The 21,422-nt window shown below is 68.5% G+C and carries 20 protein-coding genes and 2 tRNA genes; 9 read left to right on the top strand and 13 right to left on the bottom strand.

The features are described 5' to 3' along the window. Positions 1 to 6: 6 nt before the first annotated feature. Together BLV57_RS22720 and BLV57_RS22725 are read right to left on the bottom strand one after the other, a co-directional pair. The gene (locus tag BLV57_RS22720) at positions 7 to 654 is read right to left on the bottom strand and encodes a DUF998 domain-containing protein (protein ID WP_143047122.1); all 648 of its coding nucleotides are present in this window, start codon (positions 652 to 654) and stop codon (positions 7 to 9) included. A 136-nt stretch (positions 655 to 790) separates the two neighbouring features. Then, positions 791 to 864: transfer RNA gene (locus tag BLV57_RS22725), tRNA-Gly, on the bottom strand. An 87-nt stretch (positions 865 to 951) separates the two neighbouring features. Here BLV57_RS22725 and BLV57_RS22730 point away from each other — a divergent pair. Both BLV57_RS22730 and BLV57_RS22735 read left to right on the top strand, forming a co-directional pair. Further along, positions 952 to 1,025 (top strand) — tRNA-Pro (locus tag BLV57_RS22730). A gap of 144 nt (positions 1,026 to 1,169) precedes the next feature. Further along, a complete protein-coding gene (locus BLV57_RS22735) occupies positions 1,170 to 1,961 on the top strand; it encodes a lysozyme (RefSeq protein ID WP_176968749.1) in 792 nt (263 codons plus the stop codon). A gap of 52 nt (positions 1,962 to 2,013) precedes the next feature. On the opposite strand, the gene BLV57_RS22740 is transcribed toward BLV57_RS22735, so the two are convergent. The 3 genes from BLV57_RS22740 to BLV57_RS22750 all read right to left on the bottom strand — a co-directional run bounded on the left by BLV57_RS22740 (position 2,014) and on the right by BLV57_RS22750 (position 5,212). Continuing rightward, entirely contained in the window at positions 2,014 to 3,639 is a 1,626-nt protein-coding gene (locus BLV57_RS22740; protein WP_091291801.1) for a carbohydrate-binding protein, read from the bottom strand. Positions 3,640 to 3,873: 234 nt separating this feature from the next. Beyond that, entirely contained in the window at positions 3,874 to 4,332 is a 459-nt protein-coding gene (locus BLV57_RS22745) for a nuclear transport factor 2 family protein (protein WP_091291802.1), read from the bottom strand. A 10-nt stretch (positions 4,333 to 4,342) separates the two neighbouring features. After that, entirely contained in the window at positions 4,343 to 5,212 is an 870-nt protein-coding gene (locus BLV57_RS22750) for a TIGR03619 family F420-dependent LLM class oxidoreductase (protein ID WP_091291804.1), read from the bottom strand. A 74-nt stretch (positions 5,213 to 5,286) separates the two neighbouring features. On the opposite strand from BLV57_RS22750, the gene BLV57_RS22755 reads away from it, so the two are divergent. The 3 genes from BLV57_RS22755 (at position 5,287) to BLV57_RS22765 (ending at position 6,650) form a co-directional block, all read left to right on the top strand. Further along, positions 5,287 to 5,589, top strand: coding sequence for a class I SAM-dependent methyltransferase (locus BLV57_RS22755; protein ID WP_245757458.1), 303 nt, complete (start codon positions 5,287 to 5,289; stop codon positions 5,587 to 5,589). Next, on the top strand, positions 5,514 to 5,744 hold the full coding sequence (locus BLV57_RS22760; RefSeq protein ID WP_143047123.1) for a hypothetical protein: 231 nt from the start codon (positions 5,514 to 5,516) through the stop codon (positions 5,742 to 5,744). Before BLV57_RS22755 ends, BLV57_RS22760 begins: the two co-directional genes overlap by 76 nt. 96 nt (positions 5,745 to 5,840) lie before the next feature. Further along, positions 5,841 to 6,650, top strand: a complete 810-nt coding sequence (locus tag BLV57_RS22765; protein ID WP_091291809.1) for a hypothetical protein — start codon at positions 5,841 to 5,843, stop codon at positions 6,648 to 6,650. Between the two features lie 67 nt (positions 6,651 to 6,717). Here the strand turns inward: BLV57_RS22765 and BLV57_RS22770 are convergent, their stop codons facing one another. Beyond that, entirely contained in the window at positions 6,718 to 7,527 is an 810-nt protein-coding gene (locus tag BLV57_RS22770; RefSeq protein WP_091291810.1) for an Fpg/Nei family DNA glycosylase, read from the bottom strand. After that, on the bottom strand, positions 7,527 to 7,997 hold the full coding sequence (locus BLV57_RS22775; protein ID WP_176968760.1) for a ribose-5-phosphate isomerase: 471 nt from the start codon (positions 7,995 to 7,997) through the stop codon (positions 7,527 to 7,529). The genes BLV57_RS22770 and BLV57_RS22775 overlap by 1 nt, the downstream gene beginning before the upstream one ends. A 46-nt stretch (positions 7,998 to 8,043) precedes the next feature. On the opposite strand from BLV57_RS22775, the gene BLV57_RS22780 reads away from it, so the two are divergent. Beyond that, positions 8,044 to 8,703, top strand: a complete 660-nt coding sequence (locus BLV57_RS22780) for a 2-phosphosulfolactate phosphatase (RefSeq protein WP_091292017.1) — start codon at positions 8,044 to 8,046, stop codon at positions 8,701 to 8,703. Next, positions 8,700 to 9,527, top strand: a complete 828-nt coding sequence (locus BLV57_RS22785; protein ID WP_091291813.1) for an MBL fold metallo-hydrolase — start codon at positions 8,700 to 8,702, stop codon at positions 9,525 to 9,527. The genes BLV57_RS22780 and BLV57_RS22785 overlap by 4 nt, the downstream gene beginning before the upstream one ends. On the opposite strand, the gene BLV57_RS22790 is transcribed toward BLV57_RS22785, so the two are convergent. Further along, complete coding sequence (locus BLV57_RS22790) at positions 9,490 to 10,101, bottom strand: mycothiol-dependent nitroreductase Rv2466c family protein (RefSeq protein ID WP_091291814.1); 612 nt, start codon at positions 10,099 to 10,101, stop codon at positions 9,490 to 9,492. The genes BLV57_RS22785 and BLV57_RS22790 overlap by 38 nt on opposite strands. Before the next feature lie 159 nt (positions 10,102 to 10,260). Here BLV57_RS22790 and pepN point away from each other — a divergent pair, with 159 nt between their 5' ends. Then, positions 10,261 to 12,831 carry an aminopeptidase N gene (pepN, locus tag BLV57_RS22795; RefSeq protein ID WP_091291816.1) on the top strand — a complete coding sequence of 857 codons (2,571 nt, stop codon included), beginning with the start codon at positions 10,261 to 10,263 and terminating at the stop codon, positions 12,829 to 12,831. Positions 12,832 to 12,919: 88 nt separating this feature from the next. Here pepN and BLV57_RS22800 read toward each other — a convergent pair whose 3' ends face one another. The 5 genes from BLV57_RS22800 to BLV57_RS22825 all read right to left on the bottom strand — a co-directional run bounded on the left by BLV57_RS22800 (position 12,920) and on the right by BLV57_RS22825 (position 19,978). Then, positions 12,920 to 13,504 carry a hypothetical protein gene (locus BLV57_RS22800; RefSeq protein ID WP_091291818.1) on the bottom strand — a complete coding sequence of 195 codons (585 nt, stop codon included), beginning with the start codon at positions 13,502 to 13,504 and terminating at the stop codon, positions 12,920 to 12,922. An 8-nt stretch (positions 13,505 to 13,512) separates the two neighbouring features. After that, on the bottom strand, positions 13,513 to 17,889 hold the full coding sequence (locus BLV57_RS22805) for an RHS repeat-associated core domain-containing protein (RefSeq protein WP_091291820.1): 4,377 nt from the start codon (positions 17,887 to 17,889) through the stop codon (positions 13,513 to 13,515). Between the two features lie 231 nt (positions 17,890 to 18,120). Further along, positions 18,121 to 18,603, bottom strand: coding sequence for a DUF5130 family protein (locus BLV57_RS22810; RefSeq protein WP_091291822.1), 483 nt, complete (start codon positions 18,601 to 18,603; stop codon positions 18,121 to 18,123). Further along, positions 18,590 to 18,832 (bottom strand): aa3-type cytochrome oxidase subunit CtaJ, encoded by a 243-nt coding sequence (gene ctaJ / locus BLV57_RS22815; RefSeq protein ID WP_091291824.1) that lies wholly within the window; start codon positions 18,830 to 18,832, stop codon positions 18,590 to 18,592. Before ctaJ ends, BLV57_RS22810 begins: the two co-directional genes overlap by 14 nt. Positions 18,833 to 19,477: 645 nt before the next feature. Beyond that, positions 19,478 to 19,978: an HNH endonuclease gene (locus BLV57_RS22825; protein ID WP_091291826.1), complete on the bottom strand. Its 501-nt coding sequence runs from the start codon at positions 19,976 to 19,978 to the stop codon at positions 19,478 to 19,480. A 386-nt stretch (positions 19,979 to 20,364) separates the two neighbouring features. Here BLV57_RS22825 and BLV57_RS22830 point away from each other — a divergent pair, with 386 nt between their 5' ends. Further along, positions 20,365 to 21,417 (top strand): mechanosensitive ion channel family protein, encoded by a 1,053-nt coding sequence (locus BLV57_RS22830; protein ID WP_176968750.1) that lies wholly within the window; start codon positions 20,365 to 20,367, stop codon positions 21,415 to 21,417. Positions 21,418 to 21,422: the final 5 nt, after the last annotated feature.

Consider the following 21,422-nt stretch of genomic DNA (forward strand, 5'->3'; position numbering starts at 1 on the left):
TACCTACTACATCTCGCCGTTGTCATGCTCCTTCGCGACAGCCCCGATGGCGACCGAGCTCCACACCCACCCGAGCGTCGCGACGACGTAAAGCAGGACGACCCCGCCCGAAGTCCCCATGAACGCAGGAGTCGCGAGCAGCGCGACCCCGGTCAGCACGCTGTAGACGGCCAGACCCTTGTGCTTCCGCGCGGCGAAGTAGCGAGCGAAAACGAAGCAGGACAACGTCCACGCGACGATCGCGACCATGAAGGCGACCATGTGCAGCGTCCCGTGCCAGCTGACGGCTTCCGGCTGCCCGGCCGGCGCACCCGCCGGAAATCCGAACGCGGGATCGGCGGTGAACACACCCCCGGCGACCATCCCCGCTCCCATGCCCCCGATGAGCCGCGGCCCCCAAGTACTACCTCTCATCGCCTTCCTCAGCCCGGCGGCCGAGACGAGGAACAGCACCCCGGCGAGCACGAAGTTCGCGATCTGCACCCACCCGCCGTCACCGAGACTCAAGAAGCTGAACGGATGCACGGTCAGGTCGAAGCCGTCCCGGGTGGCCGCCTGAGCGAACCCCAGCACGAGATACAGCGGTCCCGCGACGACGCCGGCGAGCAGCCGAGTCTTCGTAGCGGAGGTCTTGGCGGGCGCGTACGTGGTCATCGTCGTGATCCCTTCGATGGTCGAGTGCACCCAAGGTCTCACCGACAACTTTTTTTGTCAAGACAACCCTGCTTGTCTTGCATATGGGCATGAAAAAAGCCCTGGCCACGAAGTCGTGACCAGGGCTTTTCCCAGGTGGAGCGGGTGACGGGAATCGAACCCGCGTAGCTAGTTTGGAAGACTAGGGCTCTACCATTGAGCTACACCCGCGCGCTCCCGGGTACCGGGTGCGAAGCAAGCTTAGCGGCTACCGCTAGGCTGTCCTCACACCACCCCTCCGGGGGACGGTGTGACCCTCGGGATGTGGCGCAGCTTGGTAGCGCATCCGCTTTGGGAGCGGAGGGTCGCAGGTTCAAATCCTGTCATCCCGACTTCGAAGTCGTGAGTGTTCCGGACGGTTCTAACCGTCCGGAACACTCACGACGCATTTCAATCGTGGTCGAAAACCTTTGTCCGCCCCGTCCGCGCGCTGCACGATGAACCAGTTGTCCGCGCACGACTTGACTGGGGTGCACATGAAAAGGACGATCCTGCTCTGCCTGACCACGGCCGCGGTCGCGTTGACCAGCGCCACGACGGCTAACGCCAGCACCGCCGGCGACCACGCGATGGGGTCGCAGATCGCCAAGCACGAAGGCCGCCAGACCACGAACGGCGCCGTCCGCGCGGCCGGGGAAACCGTGCCAGGCATGGATGTCAGCAGCTTCCAGGGCAACGTCGACTGGCAAGCCGCGTACAACGCGGGCGCGCGCTTCGCCATCATCAAGGCGACCGAGTCCACCGGGTACACGAATCCGTACTTCACCCAGCAGTACAACGGTTCCTACAACGCGGGCATGATCCGCGGCGCCTACCATTTCGCGCTGCCGAGCGAGTCGAGCGGCGCCACGCAGGCGAACTACTTCCTGGCCAACGGCGGCGGTTGGTCCGCCGACGGCAAGACGCTGCCGGGCGCGGTCGACATGGAGTACAACCCTTACGGCCCAACATGTTACGGCTTGAGCCAGGCCTCGATGGCCGCCTGGATCCGCGACTTCAGCGACACCTACTACGCCCGCACCAGCAAGCGTCCGGTGATCTACACGTCGACCACGTGGTGGAGTCAGTGCGTCGGCACCCAGGGCGCCTTCGCCGACACGAACGCATTGTGGATCGCGAACTACGCTTCGACCCCGGGCCCGCTGCCGTACAACTGGACGTACTACACGTTCTGGCAACACGCGGACGGCGGACGCTTCCCCGGCGACCAGGACCTCTTCAACGGCCCGTACAGCCAGCTGCAGGCGTTCGCCCGCAACCACGACTGAAAGGTCGTGCGCGTTGCGGGCGGTTCTAACCGCCCGCAACGCGCACGAGCCCTTACGGCAGGGTCACGTCGAGGTAGTCGAGGTTCGCCGGGCCGTCGGCCGTGGTCGCCGTGACCCGGATCGTGTTCGAGCCCGCGACCAGGTTCGCGGTGCGCGAGACCGCGCTCCACGTGGTCCAGGCGCCGGTGCCGGGGAACGTGACCCCGGACGCGACGACCGTGCCGTTGACCGCGATGTCGACCGGGCGTGCGGCCGTGGTTCCGTTGGCGTAGCCGAATTCCAGGGTGGCCTGGCCCGCGGCGGCCGCGTTCACCGTCCACTCGACGTAGCTGCCCGCGGCGTTGGTGGCGTTGGCGAAGCCGGTGCCGGAGAAGCCGACGTGGTTGGAGTCGATGGTGCCGCCCGCGGACAGGGTGGCCGACTCGGCCTCGTAGCGGACGGTGTCACCGGGCGGGGTGGTGCCGGACTTGGACACGCGGAACAGCACGGTGCCGTGACCGGGCACCGAAGCGCTGATCGCGCCGGAGGTCGTCTTGGTCGACTTCGTCCACAGGTCCTTGAGCGTGTACGAGGTCGCGCCACCCATGCCGATCGCGGCGGCCGTGGTGCTGATGGTCGCGGTCGCGGTGTTCTCGTTCGACAGCGCCACCGCGTGGTCGCCGTTGGCCAGCACCTTGTTGTAGACGACCAGTCCGCCGCTGTTGCTGGTGATGGTGGCCTGCTTGCCCAGCTTGTCCTGGTCGACGTCGATGACGTCCTTGTTCTCGAGGATCTTGAACGTGTCGTCGTTGACCTTGCGCAGGTCGGAGCCGATCAGCAGCGGCGCGGCCATGACCGCCCACAGGCTGAAGTGGGTGCGGTACTCGGTCGGGGTCATCCCGCCGTTGCCGACCTCCAGCATGTCGGGGTCGTTCCAGTGCCCCGGCCCGGCGTACTGCGACAGCACGCGGTTGGCCTTGGCCTTGCTGATCATGCTGGACCAGTTGTCGGAGATGTCACCGGTGGTGCGCCACAGGTTGCCGACGGGCTCGCCCCAGGTCCAGATCTTCGGGTCGCTCTTGCCCCACTCGCAGATCGAGTAGACGATCGGGCGGCCGGTGGCCTTGAGCGCGTCGCGCATCGCCTTGTAGCGCTTCTGCGCGTCGACGCCCTGGTTGTTGCAGTTGTCGTACTTCAGGTAGTCGATGCCCCACGAGGCGAACAGGTTCGCGTCCTGCTGCTCGTGGTTGAGGCCGCCGGGGAAGCCGGCGGTGTTGCAGGTCTTGGTGCCCGCGCTGGTGTAGATGCCGATCTTCAGGCCCTTGGAGTGGATGTAGTCGGCGACGGCCTTGATGCCGTTCGGGAAGCGCTTCGGGTCGGGCTGGAGGTCACCCTTGGAGTTGCGGGTCGGCAGCGCCCAGCAGTCATCGAGGTTCACGTACTGGTAGCCGACGTCCTTGAGGCCCTTGTTCACGAAGATGTCGGCGATGCCCTTGACCATCGCCTCGTTGAACTCCGCCCGGCATCCGGTCGTGTTCCAGTTGTTGAAGCCCATCGGCGGCGTCCTGGCAAGGCCGTTCTCCAGGGCGAGCGCTTCCTCGGGGGCACTGAGCTGAACGGTGGCCGAAGACACCGCGCTCAGCGCGAGAACTGCCGCGGCGGCCGAAGCCAGCTTGCGCAGCAGGGGGGATGCCGACATTCGTACTCCTAGGTTCCACTGGGTGGTCACTACGACCCGAAAGCGGCCGAGACGTCGAATGATCAGATGGATGCATGACGGCTTGCACCCATTAATCAGACAAATCTCGTTGCGCCACTTTGAGCCAGTGGTAAAGGTAGGAGGTCTGAACCGCATTAGTAAAGAGGGCTTACTAAGCGGAGTCGGCGGGCGGCCGTCCGCGTGACAGTCGCACTGGTGAGGCTTCGCCCCTGGTTACTTCCCGTGTTCGGCCTGACGGGCCGTCGCGAGCGCGCGGTCGGTCTCCCAATGCGCGCGCATCGAGCGGATGAGCCCGTCCTCGCCGACGCGATAGACGAAAACACCGTCGGTGTCGACGACGTAGCCGCCGGGCAGATAGGTGGTGATCGTCCCGACGTTCGCGACCTCGCGGCCATCGTTGGCGGCGTGCGAGTCCCTGATCACGAACTCGAACCGCTCGACCTGGGCGATCGTGAGGTCCCAGAACGCGGCCACCGCGTCGGAGCCGCGATGGCCCTTGCCCTCGGCGTCGAACATCGACGGGCCGACCGGGTCCTCGATCACCGCGTCGGCGGCGAACAAGGCGACCCAGGCCTCCTTGTCGCCAGCGCAGACCGCGTTCATCGACCGCCAGGCGGCCTGGCGGGCCGCGGGCTGCTCGGCAGCGGGATCCCAGCACACATCGGCACCCACGGCGCGCTCCTTAAAATCGCGAGATGATCTCGTCGCCGAATTTCTTGATGGAGTCCTTCTTGGCGGTCAGTTCACCGTCGAAGCCGATGCCGTCGAACACCCACGGCATGGTGATGATGTCGGTGACGCCGATGTCCCCCTGCGCGCGATAGCCGTCGAGACCGAACTTGTCGATACAGACGGCCTGATACTCGAACGGGTCGTCCGCGCGCCCGTTTTCGGCGAGCAGCGCGCGCAGCCGTTCGATGGTCTCGCGCAGGTCGTCGAACTTCATCATCGCCGACGACCAGCCGTCCGCGACGCGCACGGCGCGGCGCAGCGCGACGTCGGTGTGCCCGCCGATGTAGAACGGGACGCGCTTCGGCGGCGTCGGGCTCATCCGGAGCTTGCCGAAGTCGAAGAACTCACCGTGGTACTCGACCATCCCGCCGTCGAGGATCAGCCGCAGCACGTCGATCGCCTCGTCCACGCGCTTGCCGCGCCGCTCGTACGGCGCGCCGCACCACTCGAACTCCTCCGGCGACCAGCCGACGCCGAGGCCGAGCCCGAACCGGCCTTTCGTGAGCGCCGCGACCGAGTTGACCTGCCGGGCGAGCAGCACCGGGTTGCGCGAGCCGAGCTTGAGCACCGAGGTGTAGAACTCGATGTCGGTGGTCACCGCGCCCATCGCCGCGGCGGCGACCAGCGGGTCGGACCAGGGCGTCTCCTCGGTCCAGAAGCGACTGCCGTCCGGGGTGTACGGATAGTCGGCGGAGACCGTCTCGGAGTAGAAAAGCGAGTCAGGCAAAGCGATCGACGAGAAGCCGTACTCCTCGGCCGTGCGCGCGAGGTCGGCGAAGTGCTCCAGCGGATTCATCGCGACCGAGAGCGTGAACTTCATGGTTCCGGACTATAACGTGTTCTAGTTTTCTCCGCCAGTGATCGCCCTCGTTCGGACTGGGCGCCGGGTCGCGGGTGCTCGACCTGGGCTGCGGCACCGGGCAGCTGGCGTACCCGTTCGCGGAGGTGGCGGGCGCGGTGATCGGGATGGACCCGTCCGTGGACATGCTCGCGCGGGCCGCCGCCGACACGGACGTGCCGGTGCTGGAAACCCTGCTGGGCAAGGAAAGTCTCGGTGACCGCGAACGGGATTCCGATGTGGACGCACGACACGCCATGGTCGCGCGGGCTACGCCGAGGCGTTGCGCGCGGCCGGGTTCACCGACGTCAAGGAGGAGCGGTTCGACTACGTGGAGGAGCACACGGCCGACGCCGTGATCGGCTCCCTGTATTCGGCGGCGCGACTGGACGCGCTGACCGTCGAGCAGCGGGCGGAGTTCGACGCCGAACTGCGGGCGGCGCTGGGTGACGGGCCGTTCGCCGAGGAGGTGCCGGTGAAGGTGCTCACCGGGCGGACGGCCGCGATCGAGTAGTCACCCGGTGTGCCCTGGGCCTCATCGGGAACCTCCGGCGTACCGTCCGCGTTGTCCGTTTCAAAGGCTCTGCTTCGAAGAACCCGGGAGTGACCCATGGGTACCGCGATCTTCCTGATCGTGCTCCTCGTCCTTGTCGTCGGCGGCGGCATGTACCTCGCGAAGTCGCGGGCCGCCGCCCGCCAGCAGCAGCTGGACGACGCCAAGGCCGACGCGCGCCGCCTGCTGGAGCGGCTCGGCGGTCAGGTGCTGAACCTCAGCGGCACCGACACGGCGTCGCAGCAGGCGCTGGCCGACGCGGCGGAGCGGTACAACGCGGCAGGCTCGCAGATGGAGCAGGCCAAGACCATCGAGCAGGCCCGCCTGGTCAAGGACACCGCGGTCGAGGGGCTGTACTACGTGCGCGCCGCGCGCGTGGCGATGGGCATGGACCCCGGCCCCGCGCTGCCGGACGACGCCGAGCGCGAGCGCGCGGGCAAGGTCACCGAGCACCGCAGCGTCGACATCGAAGGCCAGCACTACGAGGCTTCGCCCGAGGCAGGGCACAACACGCCGTACTACTACCCCGGCGGCCGCGTCGCGGGCCGTCCGGTCCCGCAGGGCTGGTACAGCGAGCCGTGGTGGAAGCCGGCGCTCGTCGCTGGCGCGTGGGGCCTCGGCTCGATGTTCCTGTTCAGCGCGATGTTCTCCGGCATGAGCGGCATCGCGAGCGCCTCGGCCTGGGAGTCCGGCTACGACGCGGGCCAGCAGGACGCCATGGACGCCGGTGACATGGGCGGCGGCGACGCCGGCGCCGACATGGGCGGCGATGGCGGCGGCTGGGACGGCGGCGGCTTCGATGGCGGAGGTTTCGACGGCGGAGGTTTCGACGGCGGCGGCGACTTCGGCGGCGGCTTCGACTTCTAGGATAAAGCGGGCTTTATCCCGGGCGCTTTTCCCGGGATAAAGCCCGCTTTATCCCGTTCTTCAGCCCTCACGAGGCTTGGCAGTGCGGGCACCAGTAGAGGTTTCGGCCGACTAGTTCCGAGTGGGCGATCGGCGTCCCGCACACGTAGCACGGCAGCCCGGCGCGGCGGTAGACGTAGACCTCGCCGCCGTGGCGGTCCTCGCGGGCGGCGCGGCCCATCACCTCGGGCAGGTGCTCCGGCGCGACCGTGTCGATGCGGCCGGTGCGCACGCCGTCCCGCATCAGGAACACCAGGTCGGACCAAATGTCCTTCCACAGCGCGGAATCCAGCGAACGGCCGGGCAGCATCGGCGCGATCCCGTGCCGGAACAGCACTTCGGCGCGGTAGACGTTCCCGACGCCGGCGAGCACCGACTGGTCCATCAGCAACGCCGCGAGCGAGGTCTTCGAGCGCGAGATGCGCGCGAAGGCCTTGTCAGGGTCTGCGTCGCGGCGCAGCGGGTCGGGGCCGAGGCGGGCCATGATGGCGTCGACCTCGCCCGAGGTGAGCAGCTCGCACCGGGTCGGGCCGCGCAGGTCGGTCCACTGGGTGCGGCCGACCATGCGCATCCGCACCTGGCCGACCGGCTCGGTCACCGGCAGCTTCATCTCGCTGAACGTGCCGTACAGCCCGAGATGGACGTGCACTGTCCCGTGTGGACCGTAGTCGTGGAACAGGTGCTTGCCGTACGCCTCGGCGCGGACCAGCACCTGACCGTCCACAAGGGACGCTTCGGCGGCGAACCGGCCCTGCGGGCTGCTGACGGCCACCGGAGCGCCCGCGAAGCGGCGCTGGTGTGCCTTGGCGAGCCGGTGGAGCGTGTGCCCTTCGGGCATCAGGCAGGCAGTGCGGGCGGGGTGCCGGTGCGCTCGTAGTCGAGCACCTGCTGAACGCGCCTGGCGTGCCGCTCGTCGGGCGACGGCGGGGTCTCGAGGAACGCTTCGACGATCGCGGTCGCCTCTTCGACGGTGTGCATCCGCGCGCCGACGCCGATGAGCTGGGCGTGGTTGTGCTCGCGGGTCAGCTTCGCCGTCTCGACGCTCCAGGCCAGCCCGGCGCGGGCGCCGCGGACCTTGTTGGCCGCGATCTGCTCGCCGTTGCCCGAACCACCGACGACGATGCCCAGGCTGCCCTCGTCGAGTACCACGCGGCGCGCGGTCTCGATGCAGAACGCAGGGTAGTCGTCGGCCGCGTCGTAGACGTGCGGACCGATGTCGGTCACTTCGTGGCCCTGCTCGCGCAGGTGCGCCACCAGGTGGTTCTTCAGTTCGAAACCGGCATGGTCGGATCCCAGATAGACACGCACAGTGCGGAAGTCTGCCATCCGGCCTTCCGGCGGGCATGCTGTGGGGGTGGGCTACTGGGGGCAAGACGGCTTCGGCGTGCGGCTCGAATGGGGCCGCGAAGGCGTCGAGACGCTCGGCGCCACGTGCGCCGTGCTGGTGATCGTGGACGTGCTTTCCTTCAGCACCACGGTCGACCTAGTGCTCAGCCGCGGCGGACGCGCGAGGCCGCTCACCTGGCGCGCGGACGCCCGGCTGCCCCGGCCCGCGGCCATCGGCGATTCTCCCGGCCTGACGGACCTGCCCTCTCCCAACGGCGCCACGCTCACGACAAAGGCGAAGGAAACCGGCGCGACCGTCTTGGTCGGCTGCCTGCGCAACGCCGACGCCGTCGCCGAGGCCGCGAACGAACTGGCCGGAACCGGCGCGATCGGCATCATCGCGGCAGGCGAGCGTTGGGGCGTCTCCCAAGGCCCGCTGCGCCCCTGCGTCGAAGATCACTTAGGCGCGGGGGCGATCGTCACAGCGCTTAGCCGTACTAAGTCCCCAGAAGCCGCACTGGCCTCCGCCGCTTATCAAGCGACGGACGTCGAGAGGGCGCTCACCGAATGTTCGTCCGGCCGTGAACTCATCGGAAAGGGCCACGGCGCCGATATCCCACTCGCGGCCGCACTCAACGTCAGCACTACCGTCCCGATTCTGAAGACCGACCTACTGGAGCAGCTTTGACCTGGCAGGAACTGGCCGAAGGCGTCTACGCCCGCCGCTACGAGGAACTCGACCTGACCGTCGGGCTCGTCGTCGGCACCGAGAAGTGCCTCGTGATCGACACCAGGGGCGACGTCGACCAGGGCGCCGAACTCGCCGCCGCCGTCCGTGAGATCACACCGCTGCCATGGATCGTCGCGTACACGCACGCGCACTTCGATCACGCCTTCGGCACGACGCCGTTCCTGCCGTGCGAGGTCTGGGCGGCGGAAGGCTGCCGCGCGGAACTCGACACCTTCGGCGACAACGCCCGGCGCAAGCGGGCCGAGTCCTACCGCGCGGAGGGGAAGCCCGAGATCGCGGACGCGCTTGACAGGACCAGCATCGAACGGCCAGACCGCGTCGTCGAAACCGAGGTCACGCTCGATCTCGGCGGCCGGTCGGCGGTGCTGATCAACCTCGGGCACGCGCACACCGACCACGACCTGATCGTCCACGTGCCGGACGCGGGTGTGGTCTTCGCGGGCGACACCGTGGAGAACGGGCCGGCCGGGTGGACGGCCGACTCGTTCGGCGTCGACAACGACCTGACGAAGTGGCCTGCCGCACTTGACCGGATTCTGGCGTTATGCCCGAAAATAGTGGTGCCGGGCCATGGCGAACCTGTCGGCCCGGCCTTCGTTGCCGAGCACCGTGACGGTATGGCTTCGCTGTCCGTGCTCGACGCCGCGGTGACCGCGGGCGAGCTCACCGTAGTCAGTGCGCTCGCCCGCTCCCCTTATCCCGAGGACGTCACCGAAGCGGCGCTCAGTCGAAATTCAGCTCGCCCGTCCGAGTCCGCTTGAGCTCGAAGAAGTCGGGGTAGCCCGCGAGCAGGCGAGCGCCGTCGAAGACCTTGACGGCGTCCTCGCCGCGCGGGATCGAGGTGAGCACCGGGCCGAAGAACGCGACGCCGTCGATGTGGATGGTCGGCGTGCCGACGTCCATGCCGACCGGGTCCATGCCCTCGTGGTGGCTCTTCTTCAGCGCCTCGTCGTACTCGGTGGAGTACGCGGCCTCGGCGAGCTCCGCCGGCGCGCCGATGGCGGCGAGCGCCTCCTTGATGACGACGTCGTAGTCCTTGACGCCGCCGTTGTGGTAGCGCGTGCCGAACTCGGTGTAGTAGCCGCGCAGCGCCTCTTCGCCCTGCGCCTGGGCGAGCGCGGTGGCGACGCGGACCGGGCCCCAGCCCTTCTCCATGAGCTCGCGGTACTGCTCCGGCAGCTCGTCGCGGCCGCTGTTCAGCACGGACAGGCTCATGATCCGGAAGCGGAGGTCGAGGTCACGATGCTTTTCGACCTCGAGGATCCACCGCGACGAGATCCAAGCGAACGGGCAGATGGGGTCGAAATAGAAGTCGACCTTCACCTTCTCGGACATTCGATGACTCCCTGAAAACGGTTGGCTGTCGGGACGGTCCCCACACTGCCAGCCAACAGCCGGTGGGCGACGCTTGTTCCCGGTCGTCAGTGAGCGTGTCCGCATGATTGGATGCGAGTAGCCACTACCGAAAACCGATACCAACAACCAGAGGTGCCCGTGCCCGCCCCGAACCTGACCCGCGACCAAGCCAAGCAGCGCGCCGAGCTGCTGGAGGTCGAGTCCTACGACATCGAACTCGATCTGACCGACGGTCGCGGCGGTCCCGGCGAGAAGACCTTCTTGTCGACGACCACCGTCCGGTTCACCAGCAACCGTGCGGGTGAACGCAGCTGGATCGACATCGTCGCCGAGAGCGTCCGCTCCGCGACCCTCAACGGCGTCGAGCTCGACGTCTCGGCCTACATCGAGGACAAGGGCGTCGAGCTGCCCGAGCTGGCCGAGTCCAACGAGCTCGTGCTCGTCGCGGACTGCCGCTACATGAACACCGGTGAGGGCCTGCACCGCTTCGTCGACCCGGTCGACGACAGCGTCTACCTCTACACCCAGTTCGAAACGGCCGACGCCAAGCGGATGTTCGCCTGCTTCGACCAGCCGGATCTGAAGTCGGTCTACCGGCTGACGGTCATCGCGCCGCAGGACTGGAAGATCATCTCGAACGCGCTGGCCGAGTCCGTGGAGGAGACTCCGGAAGGCGCCGCCCGCACCGCTTTCGGCGTCTCGCCGCGGCTTTCGACCTACCTGGTCGCGCTGATCGCGGGCCCGTACGCCGAGTGGCGTGACGAGTACACCGACGAGCACGCCACCATCCCGCTGGGCATCTACTGCCGCGCCTCGCTCGCCGAGCACATGGACGCCGAGCGGCTGTTCACCGAGACGAAGCAGGGTTTCGGCTTCTACCACCAGAACTTCGCGACGCCGTACCCGTTCGGCAAGTACGACCAGCTGTTCGTGCCGGAGTTCAACGCGGGCGCCATGGAGAACGCGGGCGCCGTGACGTTCCTCGAGGATTACGTCTTCCGGAGCCGGGTCACCCGCTACGCCTACGAGCGCCGCGCCGAGACGCTGCTGCACGAGATGGCGCACATGTGGTTCGGCGACCTGGTCACCATGCGCTGGTGGGACGACCTGTGGCTGAACGAGTCGTTCGCGACCTTCGCGAGCGTGCTCGCGCAGGCCGAGGCGACCGAGTACAAGAACGCGTGGACGAGCTTCGCGAACATCGAGAAGTCGTGGGCGTACCGGCAGGACCAGCTGCCCTCGACGCACCCGATCGCGGCCGACATCGTCGACCTGCACGCGGTCGAGGTCAACTTCGACGGCATCACCTACGCCAAGGGCGCAAGCGTGCTCAAGCAGCTCGTGGCCTACGTCGGCCTCGAGCACTTCCTCGAGGGCCTGAAGGTCTACTTCACCAAGCACGCGTGGAGCAACGCGACGCTGGCGGACCTGCTGTCCGCGCTGGAGGAGGCGTCCGGGCGCGACCTGTCGTGGTGGAGCGCGCAGTGGCTGGAGACGACCGGCCTCAACTCGCTCAGCCCGCGCTACGAGGTGGACGCCGACGGCACGTACCGCTCGTTCGCGGTCGTGCAGACCGGCGCCAAGCCGGGCGCCGGCGAGCTGCGCACGCACCGCGTCGCGGTCGGTGTCTACGACGAGGACGGCGACGGCAAGATCGCGCGCGTCCGCCGCGTCGAGCTCGACGTCGACGGCGAGCGCACCGAGGTGCCGGAGCTGGTCGGCACCGCCGCCGGCAAGCTCGTGCTGGTCAACGACGACGACCTGACCTACTGCACCATGCGGCTCGACCCGGCCTCGCTGACCACGCTGATCGACCGCATCGCCGACATCACCGAGCCGCTCCCCCGCACGCTGTGCTGGTCCGCGGCCTGGGAGATGACGCGTGAGGCCGAGCTGAAGGCCCGCGACTTCGTCACGCTCATCGCGCGCGGCATCCACGCCGAGAGCGAGGTCGGTGTCGTGCAGCGGCTGCTGCTGCAGGCGCAGACCGCGCTGAACTCCTACGCCGACCAGGACTGGGCGCGCGAGAAGGGCTGGCCGTCGTTCACCCAGCGCCTGCTGGAGCTGGCTCAGACGGCCGAGGCGGGCTCGGATCACCAGCTGGCGTTCGTCAACTCGCTGGCCGGTTCCGTGCTCGACGAGAAGACGCTGGCCGTGCTGCAGGGCTGGTTCGACGGCTCCGCCCCGCTGGAAGGCCTGACGGTCGACACGGACCTGCGCTGGCGCCTGCTGCAGGCGCTCGTCGCGCACGGCAAGGCCGGCGAAGACGAGATCGACGCCGAGCTCGCGACGGACAACACGGCCGCCGGCCGCCGTCACGCGGAGCGGTCACGCGCGCTGCGCCCGACCGAGGACGCCAAGGCCGACGCCTGGCAGCGCGCGGTCTACGACGACGCGCTGCCGAACGCGGTGAGCGACTCGCTGATCTCCGGCTTCTCGCACCCGGGCCAGAAGGCGCTGCTCGGCTCGTACGTCGCGAAGTACTTCGAGGTGATCGACGAGGTCTGGGCCCGCCGCTCCAGCGAGCGCGCCCAGCCGACGGTGGTCGGCCTGTTCCCGTCGTGGGCCGTCGAGGCGTCGACCGTGGAAGCGGCCGACGCTTGGCTGACGGGTGAGCAGCCCGCCGCTCTGCGCCGCCTGGTGTCCGAGGGTCGCGCGGGCATCGTGCGCGCGCTGGCCGCCCGGGACTTCGACTCCCACCAGGCCTAGCCAAACCCCGAAAGGGGCGTTCGTCAGGTCCCATAGCCCGAAAGCCACTTTCGTCAGATCGCATCTGACGAAAGTGGCTTTCGGGCTTTCACGAGCCCAGCGCGGCCCTGATCTCGGCGACCACGCTCGGCGGGAACCAGTCCTCCAGGTCCAGCGACTGGGCGACGCGGTCGAGCACGGGCCGCGCGCCGAGTGTCAGCGCGACCCGGACGAGGTGGCTCGGCGGCGGAAGGTCGTCATCCTCGTCACCACCGGCGATGTCGGCCAGCAGCTCGTCGACGACGTCCAGCGCGTCAGCCCGGCCCAGCCGCAGCAACGCGATCGCCTTGATCTCCTTGAGCCGCACCACCCGCCAGGCGAGGTCGTTCGCTAGGAAGAACCCCGGATCGACCTCTTCGGCGAAGCGCAACGCGGCCTCGTCGTCGCCCGCGAGGATCGCGGCTTCCGCGAGGTGAGCGCGGATCCAGTTCGGCTCGGCTCCCGACTCGATCGCCGCCGTGCCCGCCGAGACCGCCTCGCCGAGCCGGTCCGGATCCTGTTGCGCGAGCATCGCGAGCGCGATCGCGTGCGCTTCCGGGTCCGCATGCTCGAGCGCACGCTCGAGCAACGCGGCGCGTTCCTCGCTGAAAGTCAGGCCGGCGGCCTTGTTGATCAGCTCCCGTGGAGAGGTCATCGAGTTCCTTAAACGGCGTGGTTGATGGCGCGTGCCTTGGCGTCATACTTCTTGGCTTTCGCCAGCAGCGCCTCTTTGACCTCCGGCAGCAGGCCGGGAGTCCTCGCCTCCTCGCGCAACGCCCGCGCGGCCGCCGTGAACGCGGCGCCGTGCTGGCCCATGTCCGTGGCGCCTTCCTGGGTCCGGTTGGCGTTCTTGTGCTCGCCCGCCGCCGCACTGGCGTTCTCGTCGGGACTGCGCCAGTTCGGGCAGTCGTCGTCGATGCCGATGCGCCTGCCGTCCGGGCGGATCTCGCCGCAGCGGCACGGTTTGCGCCGCCGCGACTGGTTCGCCGCCAACCCGAGCGGGTCGGACCAGGTGAGCGGATTCGGGACGTAGGCGTCCGGATTGGGCGACGGCAGCAGCCCGAGCGGATCGGCGCTGAGGTACCGGCCGGTCTCCGGCTCGTAGTAGCGATGGTGGTTGTAGTCGAGCCCGGTCTCGTCGTCGTGGTACTGCCCGGGGAAGCGCAACGGCGTGGACGCCCGCTGGTTCAGCTCGGCGAGCGCCTGGCCCCACACGGTGCTTTGCTTGTGCCAGGCCAGGTTCCCGGCCGCGTCGATCAGCTCGGTCGGTGTGCCGACCAGGTCGGTGACGATCGAGTAGAACTGTTCGTCCACCCACTGCTGGGACGGGCGCGTCCGTTCCGTCTGCGTCAGCACCTCGCCGGTCTCGGGGTGATGCGACCAGGTCATCGCGCGGCCAGCGCTGTGCGTCTGCTCCACCAGCTGCTCACCGGCCCAGCAGAAGTCGACCTGTTCGGCGACCGCGCCCGCGGCGTCCAGCCGCTGCTTCGCGATCCTGCGGCCGAGCGGGTCGTAGAGATAGCGCCACACCGTGCCGTCCGGTGTCACGACGCCGACCATGCGGTCCTCGACATCCCAGGAATAGCGCCAGATATCGGGTTTGGCGGACAGCCGCTTCCGCTGCTTCATCACGACCCGGCCCTGCGCGTCGTACCGGTAGTGGACGTTCCCCGCCTGACGCAGCCGCGGCCCGTCGTACGCGCGGATACCTTGCGCGTCCGTGTCCTGGCTCGGCCACGCCGCGGCGGTGATGTTGCCCGACTGGTCGTAGGCGTACCGCTCGGCCCAGCCGTTCCCCTGCGCCGCGGTGATCCGGCCTGCCGGGTCGAGCTCGAACCGCCGCGAGCCGCCGACCCGGTCGTCGATCGCGAGCACCTCGCCGTCGGCGCGGTACCGGTATTCGCGGCGCTGGACGACCTGCGCGCGCCGGACGTCCGAGGCCACCGACGAGACCGTCTGCGAGGTCAGCCGGTCGCAGACGTCCCAGGACTGCGCGATGATCGCGCCCGAGTCGAGCAGGCGCTCGACCTCGCGCTCGGCCACGTCGTGACCGAACGACATCGTCCGGCCCGCCGTGCGCAGCGAGACCGGCTGCCTGCCGACGTCGAACGACCACCGCTCGACCGCGCCGGTCGGTGTCGTGCGGGAAACCCGCCTGCCCGCCAGGTCGTACTCGGTGCGCACGGTGCGGCCGTTCACGGTCTCGGCGACGATCCGGCCGAGCACGTCACGCTCGAAGGTGACCGTGGCGTTCGCGTTGGCCGCGGCCACGAGCCTGCCGCGCTGGTCGAACTCGTAGGTCGCGAGCGTGCCGCCAGCCGAACGCCGCTCGACGATCTCGCCGAGCGCGTTGCGGAGGTACTCGACGCGGTCGCCCGCGCCGTTCACCGTCGCGGTCACCTCACCCGCGAGGTCACGCTCGTACCGCGTGGACCGGCCCGCGAAGTCCGTTTCCGCGATCAGCCTGCCGTGCGGGTCGTAGTCGTAGCGCCAGACTTCGCCCTGGGTGTTCGTCACCGCGACGAGGTTCATCTCGGTGTCGTACTCGAACGCCAGCCGCGAACCGTCCGGCCGGACTTCCGAACTCGGGAAGTCGAAGTGCGTGGTCTCGATCCGGCTGACGTTGCCCAGCACGTCGACGTGCTCGACCGGGCTGCCCTCGCCGTCGTACCGCCAGCGCTCGACGGCGCCGTCGGGATGGGTGTGCGAGGTCATCTTGCCCTCGACCGTCCACGTGAACCGCTCGACGCCGCCGGTCGGCAGCGCGATCCCACTCACCCTGCCGAACTGGTCACGCGCGTACCGCGTGGTCGCGCCGTGCGCGTCGACCACCGCGACCGCGAGCCCGGCCGCGTTGCGCTCCACGCGGCGGGTGCCGCCTGCCGGGTCGGTGATCGCGATCGTCTGCCCACGCTCATTGCGCTCATAGGTCGTCGTCGCGCCGAGCGGATCGGTCGCGGAGACCAGGAAACCCGTTTCGTCATAGGACTGCCGCCACACCGCGCCGTCGGGATCGACGATGACCACCGGCAAGCCGAGTTCGTTGTACTCCGCCATCGCCTGGGTGTGGTCCGGGCGCGTGATCCGCACGACGTTGCCGGACTCGTCGCGTTCCCAGGTGGTCCGGCGGCCGAGCGGGTCGGTGCGCGACACCAGCCGGTCGAAGCGGTCCCACTCCTGCAGCGTTTCTTCGCCGAGCGGCCCGATCTCGCGCACCACCTGCCAGAACTCGTTGAAGTGGTGGGTGAACGCGTGGCCCCGCGAGTCGGTGTAGACGGTGACCGCGTTTTCCTCGTCATAGGACCAGGAACCGGCCATCGCGCCGCCGGAACCCTCGGTGCGGACACACCGTCCTTTGTGGTCGTACTGGTATGAGTACCACTCACCGTTGCGGTCTTCCCAGCGAATGATCCGCCCGGAGGCGTCGTAGCGGAACCGGTGCGCCCTTCCGGAGGAGTTGACCACCTCGGTCAGCCGCCGCTGCTCGTCGTAGCCATAGCGCATGAGGGTGATCGGCTCGTCGCCCTCCAGCCACATGCGGCGCACCAGCAGATCCTCGGTCTCCACGCCGATGTGATAGCCGCCGGAGTGCCGGATCGCGGTCGGTGCGCCGTTTTCGTCGTAGTCGAAGGCGATCTGGTTGCCGTGGCGGTCGGTGATCGCCGCGAGGGGAACGAGCCCGGCGTGCCCGGTGAAGGACAGGGTCCGGCCCCGCTCCGGCTGGTCGATCGCGTACCCCTCGGCCGTCCGCCGCAACGGCCAGCGCGCGCCGAACTCGGCGAACACGGCCGACTCACCGACGGGAGGCAGCGGGTACACCAGCCTGGCGCCGTCGGAATCGGCGAAGTAGACGGCGTCGTCCTCGATCTCGATCCGCTGGTCGAGCGTCGAGGACCAGGACTGGCCGAAGAACCGGCCGACGCGGTACGACGAGTAGTGCGTGCGCTCGAAGTCGAGCGGCAGGGTGCCGATCAGCTCGATGTCGTACTGCTCCAGGTACATCTGCCCGGTCGCCAGGTCGATCGGCTCACCCGAGCCCGGCGTGCACTCGGTATCCCGCGCGTCGGTCTTCGGGTTGTCCACGTTGTCCTTCATGGACGGTGACTTGCCGTCGCCGCCCTTGGGCTTGCCGCTCGGTGACGTGCCGGGACCGTCCACCCCGTCGGGCCCGTGGGTGCCGTCCGGGACGTCACCGCCCTTGGGCTCGTGGACGTTCGGCGCGTCGGCCTTGGGACCCGCTTTGGCCGCGGAGGGTGTCGTGCCGCCCTTGCCGCCGGCCTTGCGGCCCAGTTTGGCGAGCTTCTCCATGATCTCGCCGAGCTTGTCGATGATCTTGCGCAGTTTCGGCGCCACGTTGCCGATGGTCTTAACCAGCTTGCGGATGAACTCCGAGACCTTGCTGATCGTCTTCGTGATCGCGGTCGTCGCCTGTACGGCGACCAGCGGAGTGGCGAAGCCGAGCGTGCAGGCCTCCTCCAGCGCCCAGCTGATCAGCTTGCCGACGAGTTCGGCGATCAGGTCGCGCACCAGCTCACGGACCGCGGCCACCACCGTGCCCATGATCATCACGCCGGTGGACACCCCGTCGGCGAGCGACGCGGCGCCGGCCAGCGCGTCGGACTGCTCCGCGACCGTGGCCCGGTACGCCTCGGCTGCCTCGCCGGTCCAGCCCGCGGTGCCGTTCTTGGCCTCGTTCAAGTAGTCCTGCGCCACCGCGGCGACCTCAGTGGACACGTTCGCCCAGGTGTCGGAGAAGGACTGGATCACCGGCGGATCACCCGCCAGCCAGTCGAGGGCCTCCTTCAGCGGCTGCACATGCTCGATCAGCCACGAAACGCCGTACTGCGCCAAGGTGCCGATCGGGTCGACGACCAGCGACAGCACCTCGAGGCCGACACCGACCGCGCCCAGCCCCGATTCGACCCAGCTGCCGTCCTTGACCCCGTTCGCGAGATCGACCGCCGACTCGGCGATGCCGATCCCGGTGACCCCTGTCGTCTGGGACTTCGCTTGCGCCACAAGCGGATTTCCGTCAGGCATGGCAACCCCCTTCGCCACTGACCGACGCTAACGACGCCTACCCGGTTCCTCAACCAGCCCAGGTTGCGGCATTCGGCCCAGTACCCCGAAAGCCACTTTCGTCAGGTCTGAAAGCCCGAAAGCCACTTTCGTCAGATCGCATCTGACGAAAGCCACTTTCGGGCTTTCAAGAGCCCCGGGTGCGCGAAAGCCCCCTGCCAGTGCTGGCAGGGGGCTTTCGACGGGGAGGACTCAGTGCTTGGGTGCCGGGCCCGCCTGGTCGGCGAGCATGCGCAGCGCGTTGACGAGACCGCCAACCAGGTCACCCTCCTTGAAGGACGCGACCATGCTCGCGGCGGCCAGCTTGGCGCCGCGGTCCGGCAGGCGCTGGAAGGCGATGCCGCCGGTGACGATCTCGATCAGGCGCTCGCCGGGCGACACGGCGATCAGCACCGCGTTGCCGGGGTTGTCGACCGAGTCGTGCAGCCGCTCGGCGGCTTGGCGGCTGTCCGAGCCCAGCTCACCGAGGTAGATGCTGAAGTCCAGGCCGGTCTCGCGGCTGGCGAAGGTCAGCGCCTCGTCGAGCCGCGCAAGCTGCTGCGGCGTGAAGGGGCCGGATGGAGTAGCCGGTTCGTACATCTTGGCTACGGAGCGCCGTCCGGTGGCCGTAATGGCAACGCCATAACCGGGTTCTTCAGTGTCCGCTGACTGGGACACGAGCTCACCAGTTGCCACGTGCGCCTCCCTTGACGGCCGGAGTGTTCTCGGCGGCGGGTGCGGCCTGCGCGTGGTGGCCGACGCCTTCGGGGTTGGCGGTCCACCACAGCGGCGCGTAGTCCCACGGCTGCCCCGGCCGGTACCTGGGCGTGCCACCGTTCTTGGACCGCAGCGTCAGGGCGCCGAACAGGAAATAGATGGCAGCCGGGATCGCCACGAAGACCACGATCGTCTCGACAAGGTTCACGCGGGCAGCGTATCGGATACCCGATCGGACCACCCGATCACGCCGCACTAGTGAGAACGAGTTCGTCAACCGCTCGACGCGTCAGACCGGCCGTCCGCCGCTTGCGCGCCCCGGACTCCCACTTTGGGGCGAACATGTGCGCGCGAAAGGTTGCAACTCAACGTACAGGCGGCTGCACCCGTCGCTGTTGTCTTGTCGGCGCGGTGAAATCCTCGTAGCTTTTTCACCTGTACGGGCCTTGCGCCCCGCTCCCCATGCTCAATTTGGTAACGCACCGGTCTCAGGAGGACGCATCATGCACAAGGTCCAGCCCCCCACCCAGGCGACTTTTGACGACGTTCAGTCACTGCTCGAAGGGATTTTCGAGCCCGGAACACGCGTTACCGCTGGCACCAGGGTGACGCGCGGTACACGCGTCACCCGCGGTACCAGGGTCACGAACGGGACACGGGTCACCCGTGGCACGAGAGTGACCCGGGGTACCCGCGTCACGGCAGGCACGCGCGTCACCCGCGGCACCCGGGTCACCCGGGGCACGCGCGTGACGATGGGGACCCGCGTCACCGCTTCCTGACTGAAAGAGCAGCAGACCGGCTCGCCCCGGCCACCTGGACAGGTGGCCGGGGCGCCGATATATCCGGGGGCCTAAGCCGCCGGCGCACCGAGATACGGCCGCCACAGCGGGTCCGCCTCGGTGGAATGTGCGAGCAGCCGCCAATGCGGCCCGTGCGGAGCACGCGGCACGACCCGCAACCGCCAGCCCAGCTCGGCCAGCGTGTGATCCGCCTTCTTGTGATTGCATCTCGCGCAGCAGGCGACGCAGTTCTGCCAGGTGTGGGGGCCACCCCGGCTGCGCGGCTGCACGTGATCGATCGTTTCCGCCCTTCCGCCGCAGTAAGCGCAGCGGTAGCGGTCCCGGTGCATGAGCCCCGCCCTGGTCAGCGGCACCTTCGCGCGGTAGGGAACCCGCACGTAGGTACTGAGCCTGATGACCGAAGGCACGGGGAGCGACACCGTCGCCGCGTGCAGGAGCGAACCGGCCGGGTCACCGTGAACGACCTCGGCCTTGCCACAGAGAACCAGCACCACGGCCCGCCGCAGCGGGAGCGCGGTCAGTGGTTCGAACGTGGCATTCAGTAGGAGCACCCTGCGCCGCCCCCACAAGGGAGCGCCGTTGGGCATGGTTTCCCGCCCACGACGTTGTCCGGGCGGTCTGTTTGCACCCCCTGGCCGTGTTCCCGGCCCACTGCTGTGGGCACTCAGGACGACCTCCGGCGCTGGTCCGGCCATGGCTTGGCTCGGGGCGCCGAGGGGGATGGGTTGTCGGTCTGGCACTCGACCACCTCCACCGGTACAGCCCTAGTCGACCACAGATCACACCCAAAGCGCACGTGTGTTAAAGGACGTGTCACCGCGCCGTACCTTGATCGACGCATGACGGACTCCGCCGAACGCGAATCGGGCCGAAGGCCGCTATCGTGGCGGCGGGCGCACTCTCGCCGTGAAATACACAGGAAAAGGATTTGTTCTTCGTGACGCTCCTGCTCGCAGAAGCCCCGCCGTGCATCAAGGACCAGAGCACCTGGTGCGCGCAGGTCTACAACATCACGCACAACGAATGGCTCGCCGGCTCCGCTGACTGGCTGTTGACGAAGCCGTTGCGGATCGTGTTCATCCTGCTCATCGCGTTCATCGCGCTGAAGCTCGTGCGCAGGCTGATCAACCGGCTCACCACGATCCCGAAGAGCAACGGCGGCAAGCTGCCCGCGTTACTACGCCCGCTCCGCGAGCGAGCGCCCGACGTGCTCGGGCCTGCCGTCATAGAGCGCAGGCGCCAGCGCGCGCAGACCATCGGCTCGGTGCTGAAGTCGTTGTCCACCTTCATCATCTACGGGCTCGCGTTCATCCTGATCGTGGGCGAGCTGGGCGTGAACCTGGGCCCGATAATCGCTTCCGCCGGTGTCGTCGGCGTCGCGATCGGTTTCGGCGCGCAGAACCTGGTGCGTGACTTCCTGTCCGGGATCTTCATGATGCTCGAGGACCAGTACGGCGTCGGCGACGTCGTGGACCTCGGCAGCGCCACCGGCACCGTCGAGGCGGTCGGCCTGCGGATCACGACTTTGCGTGACGTCAAGGGCACCGTCTGGTACATGCGCAACGGCGAGGTGCTCCGGGTCGGCAACTCGAGCCAGGGCTTCGCGGTCGCCGTCGTCGACCTGCCACTGGCGTACAACGTCGACCTGGAGCGCGCCACCGCCGTGCTCACCGAGGCCGCCGCCGCGGCCGCCGAGACCGAGACGGTCGCGGCCGATCTGCTGGAGCAGCCGGAGATCCTCGGTGTGGAAAGTGTCACACCGGAGGCGATCACCCTGCGCGTGACCGCGAAGGTCCGGCCGGGCCAGCAGTGGGCGGTGCAGCGCGCGCTGCGTGCCCGGATCATGGGCGCGCTGGAGGAAGCCGGTTTCGAACCGCCGATGGGCCGGTTCCCGAAGGCACCGGCCGTGATCGAGGCGCCTGTCGTGACAGCGCGCCCGTCGAACACCACCGGGCAGTCTGACGACCAGCAAAGCCAGGGACAAGGATGATGGCG

It is taken from the genome of Amycolatopsis xylanica, assembly GCF_900107045.1.
Classification (GTDB): domain Bacteria; phylum Actinomycetota; class Actinomycetes; order Mycobacteriales; family Pseudonocardiaceae; genus Amycolatopsis; species Amycolatopsis xylanica.

Coding starts and splice junctions, on each gene's coding strand:
- BLV57_RS22720 (WP_143047122.1), bottom strand. CDS start 654: ATGACCACGTACGCGCCCGCCAAGACCTCCGCTACGAAGACTCGGCTG.
- BLV57_RS22735 (WP_176968749.1), top strand. CDS start 1,170: ATGAAAAGGACGATCCTGCTCTGCCTGACCACGGCCGCGGTCGCGTTG.
- BLV57_RS22740 (WP_091291801.1), bottom strand. CDS start 3,639: ATGTCGGCATCCCCCCTGCTGCGCAAGCTGGCTTCGGCCGCCGCGGCA.
- BLV57_RS22750 (WP_091291804.1), bottom strand. CDS start 5,212: ATGAAGTTCACGCTCTCGGTCGCGATGAATCCGCTGGAGCACTTCGCC.
- BLV57_RS22765 (WP_091291809.1), top strand. CDS start 5,841: ATGGGTACCGCGATCTTCCTGATCGTGCTCCTCGTCCTTGTCGTCGGC.
- BLV57_RS22770 (WP_091291810.1), bottom strand. CDS start 7,527: ATGCCCGAAGGGCACACGCTCCACCGGCTCGCCAAGGCACACCAGCGC.
- BLV57_RS22790 (WP_091291814.1), bottom strand. CDS start 10,101: ATGTCCGAGAAGGTGAAGGTCGACTTCTATTTCGACCCCATCTGCCCG.
- BLV57_RS22800 (WP_091291818.1), bottom strand. CDS start 13,504: ATGACCTCTCCACGGGAGCTGATCAACAAGGCCGCCGGCCTGACTTTC.
- BLV57_RS22805 (WP_091291820.1), bottom strand. CDS start 17,889: ATGCCTGACGGAAATCCGCTTGTGGCGCAAGCGAAGTCCCAGACGACA.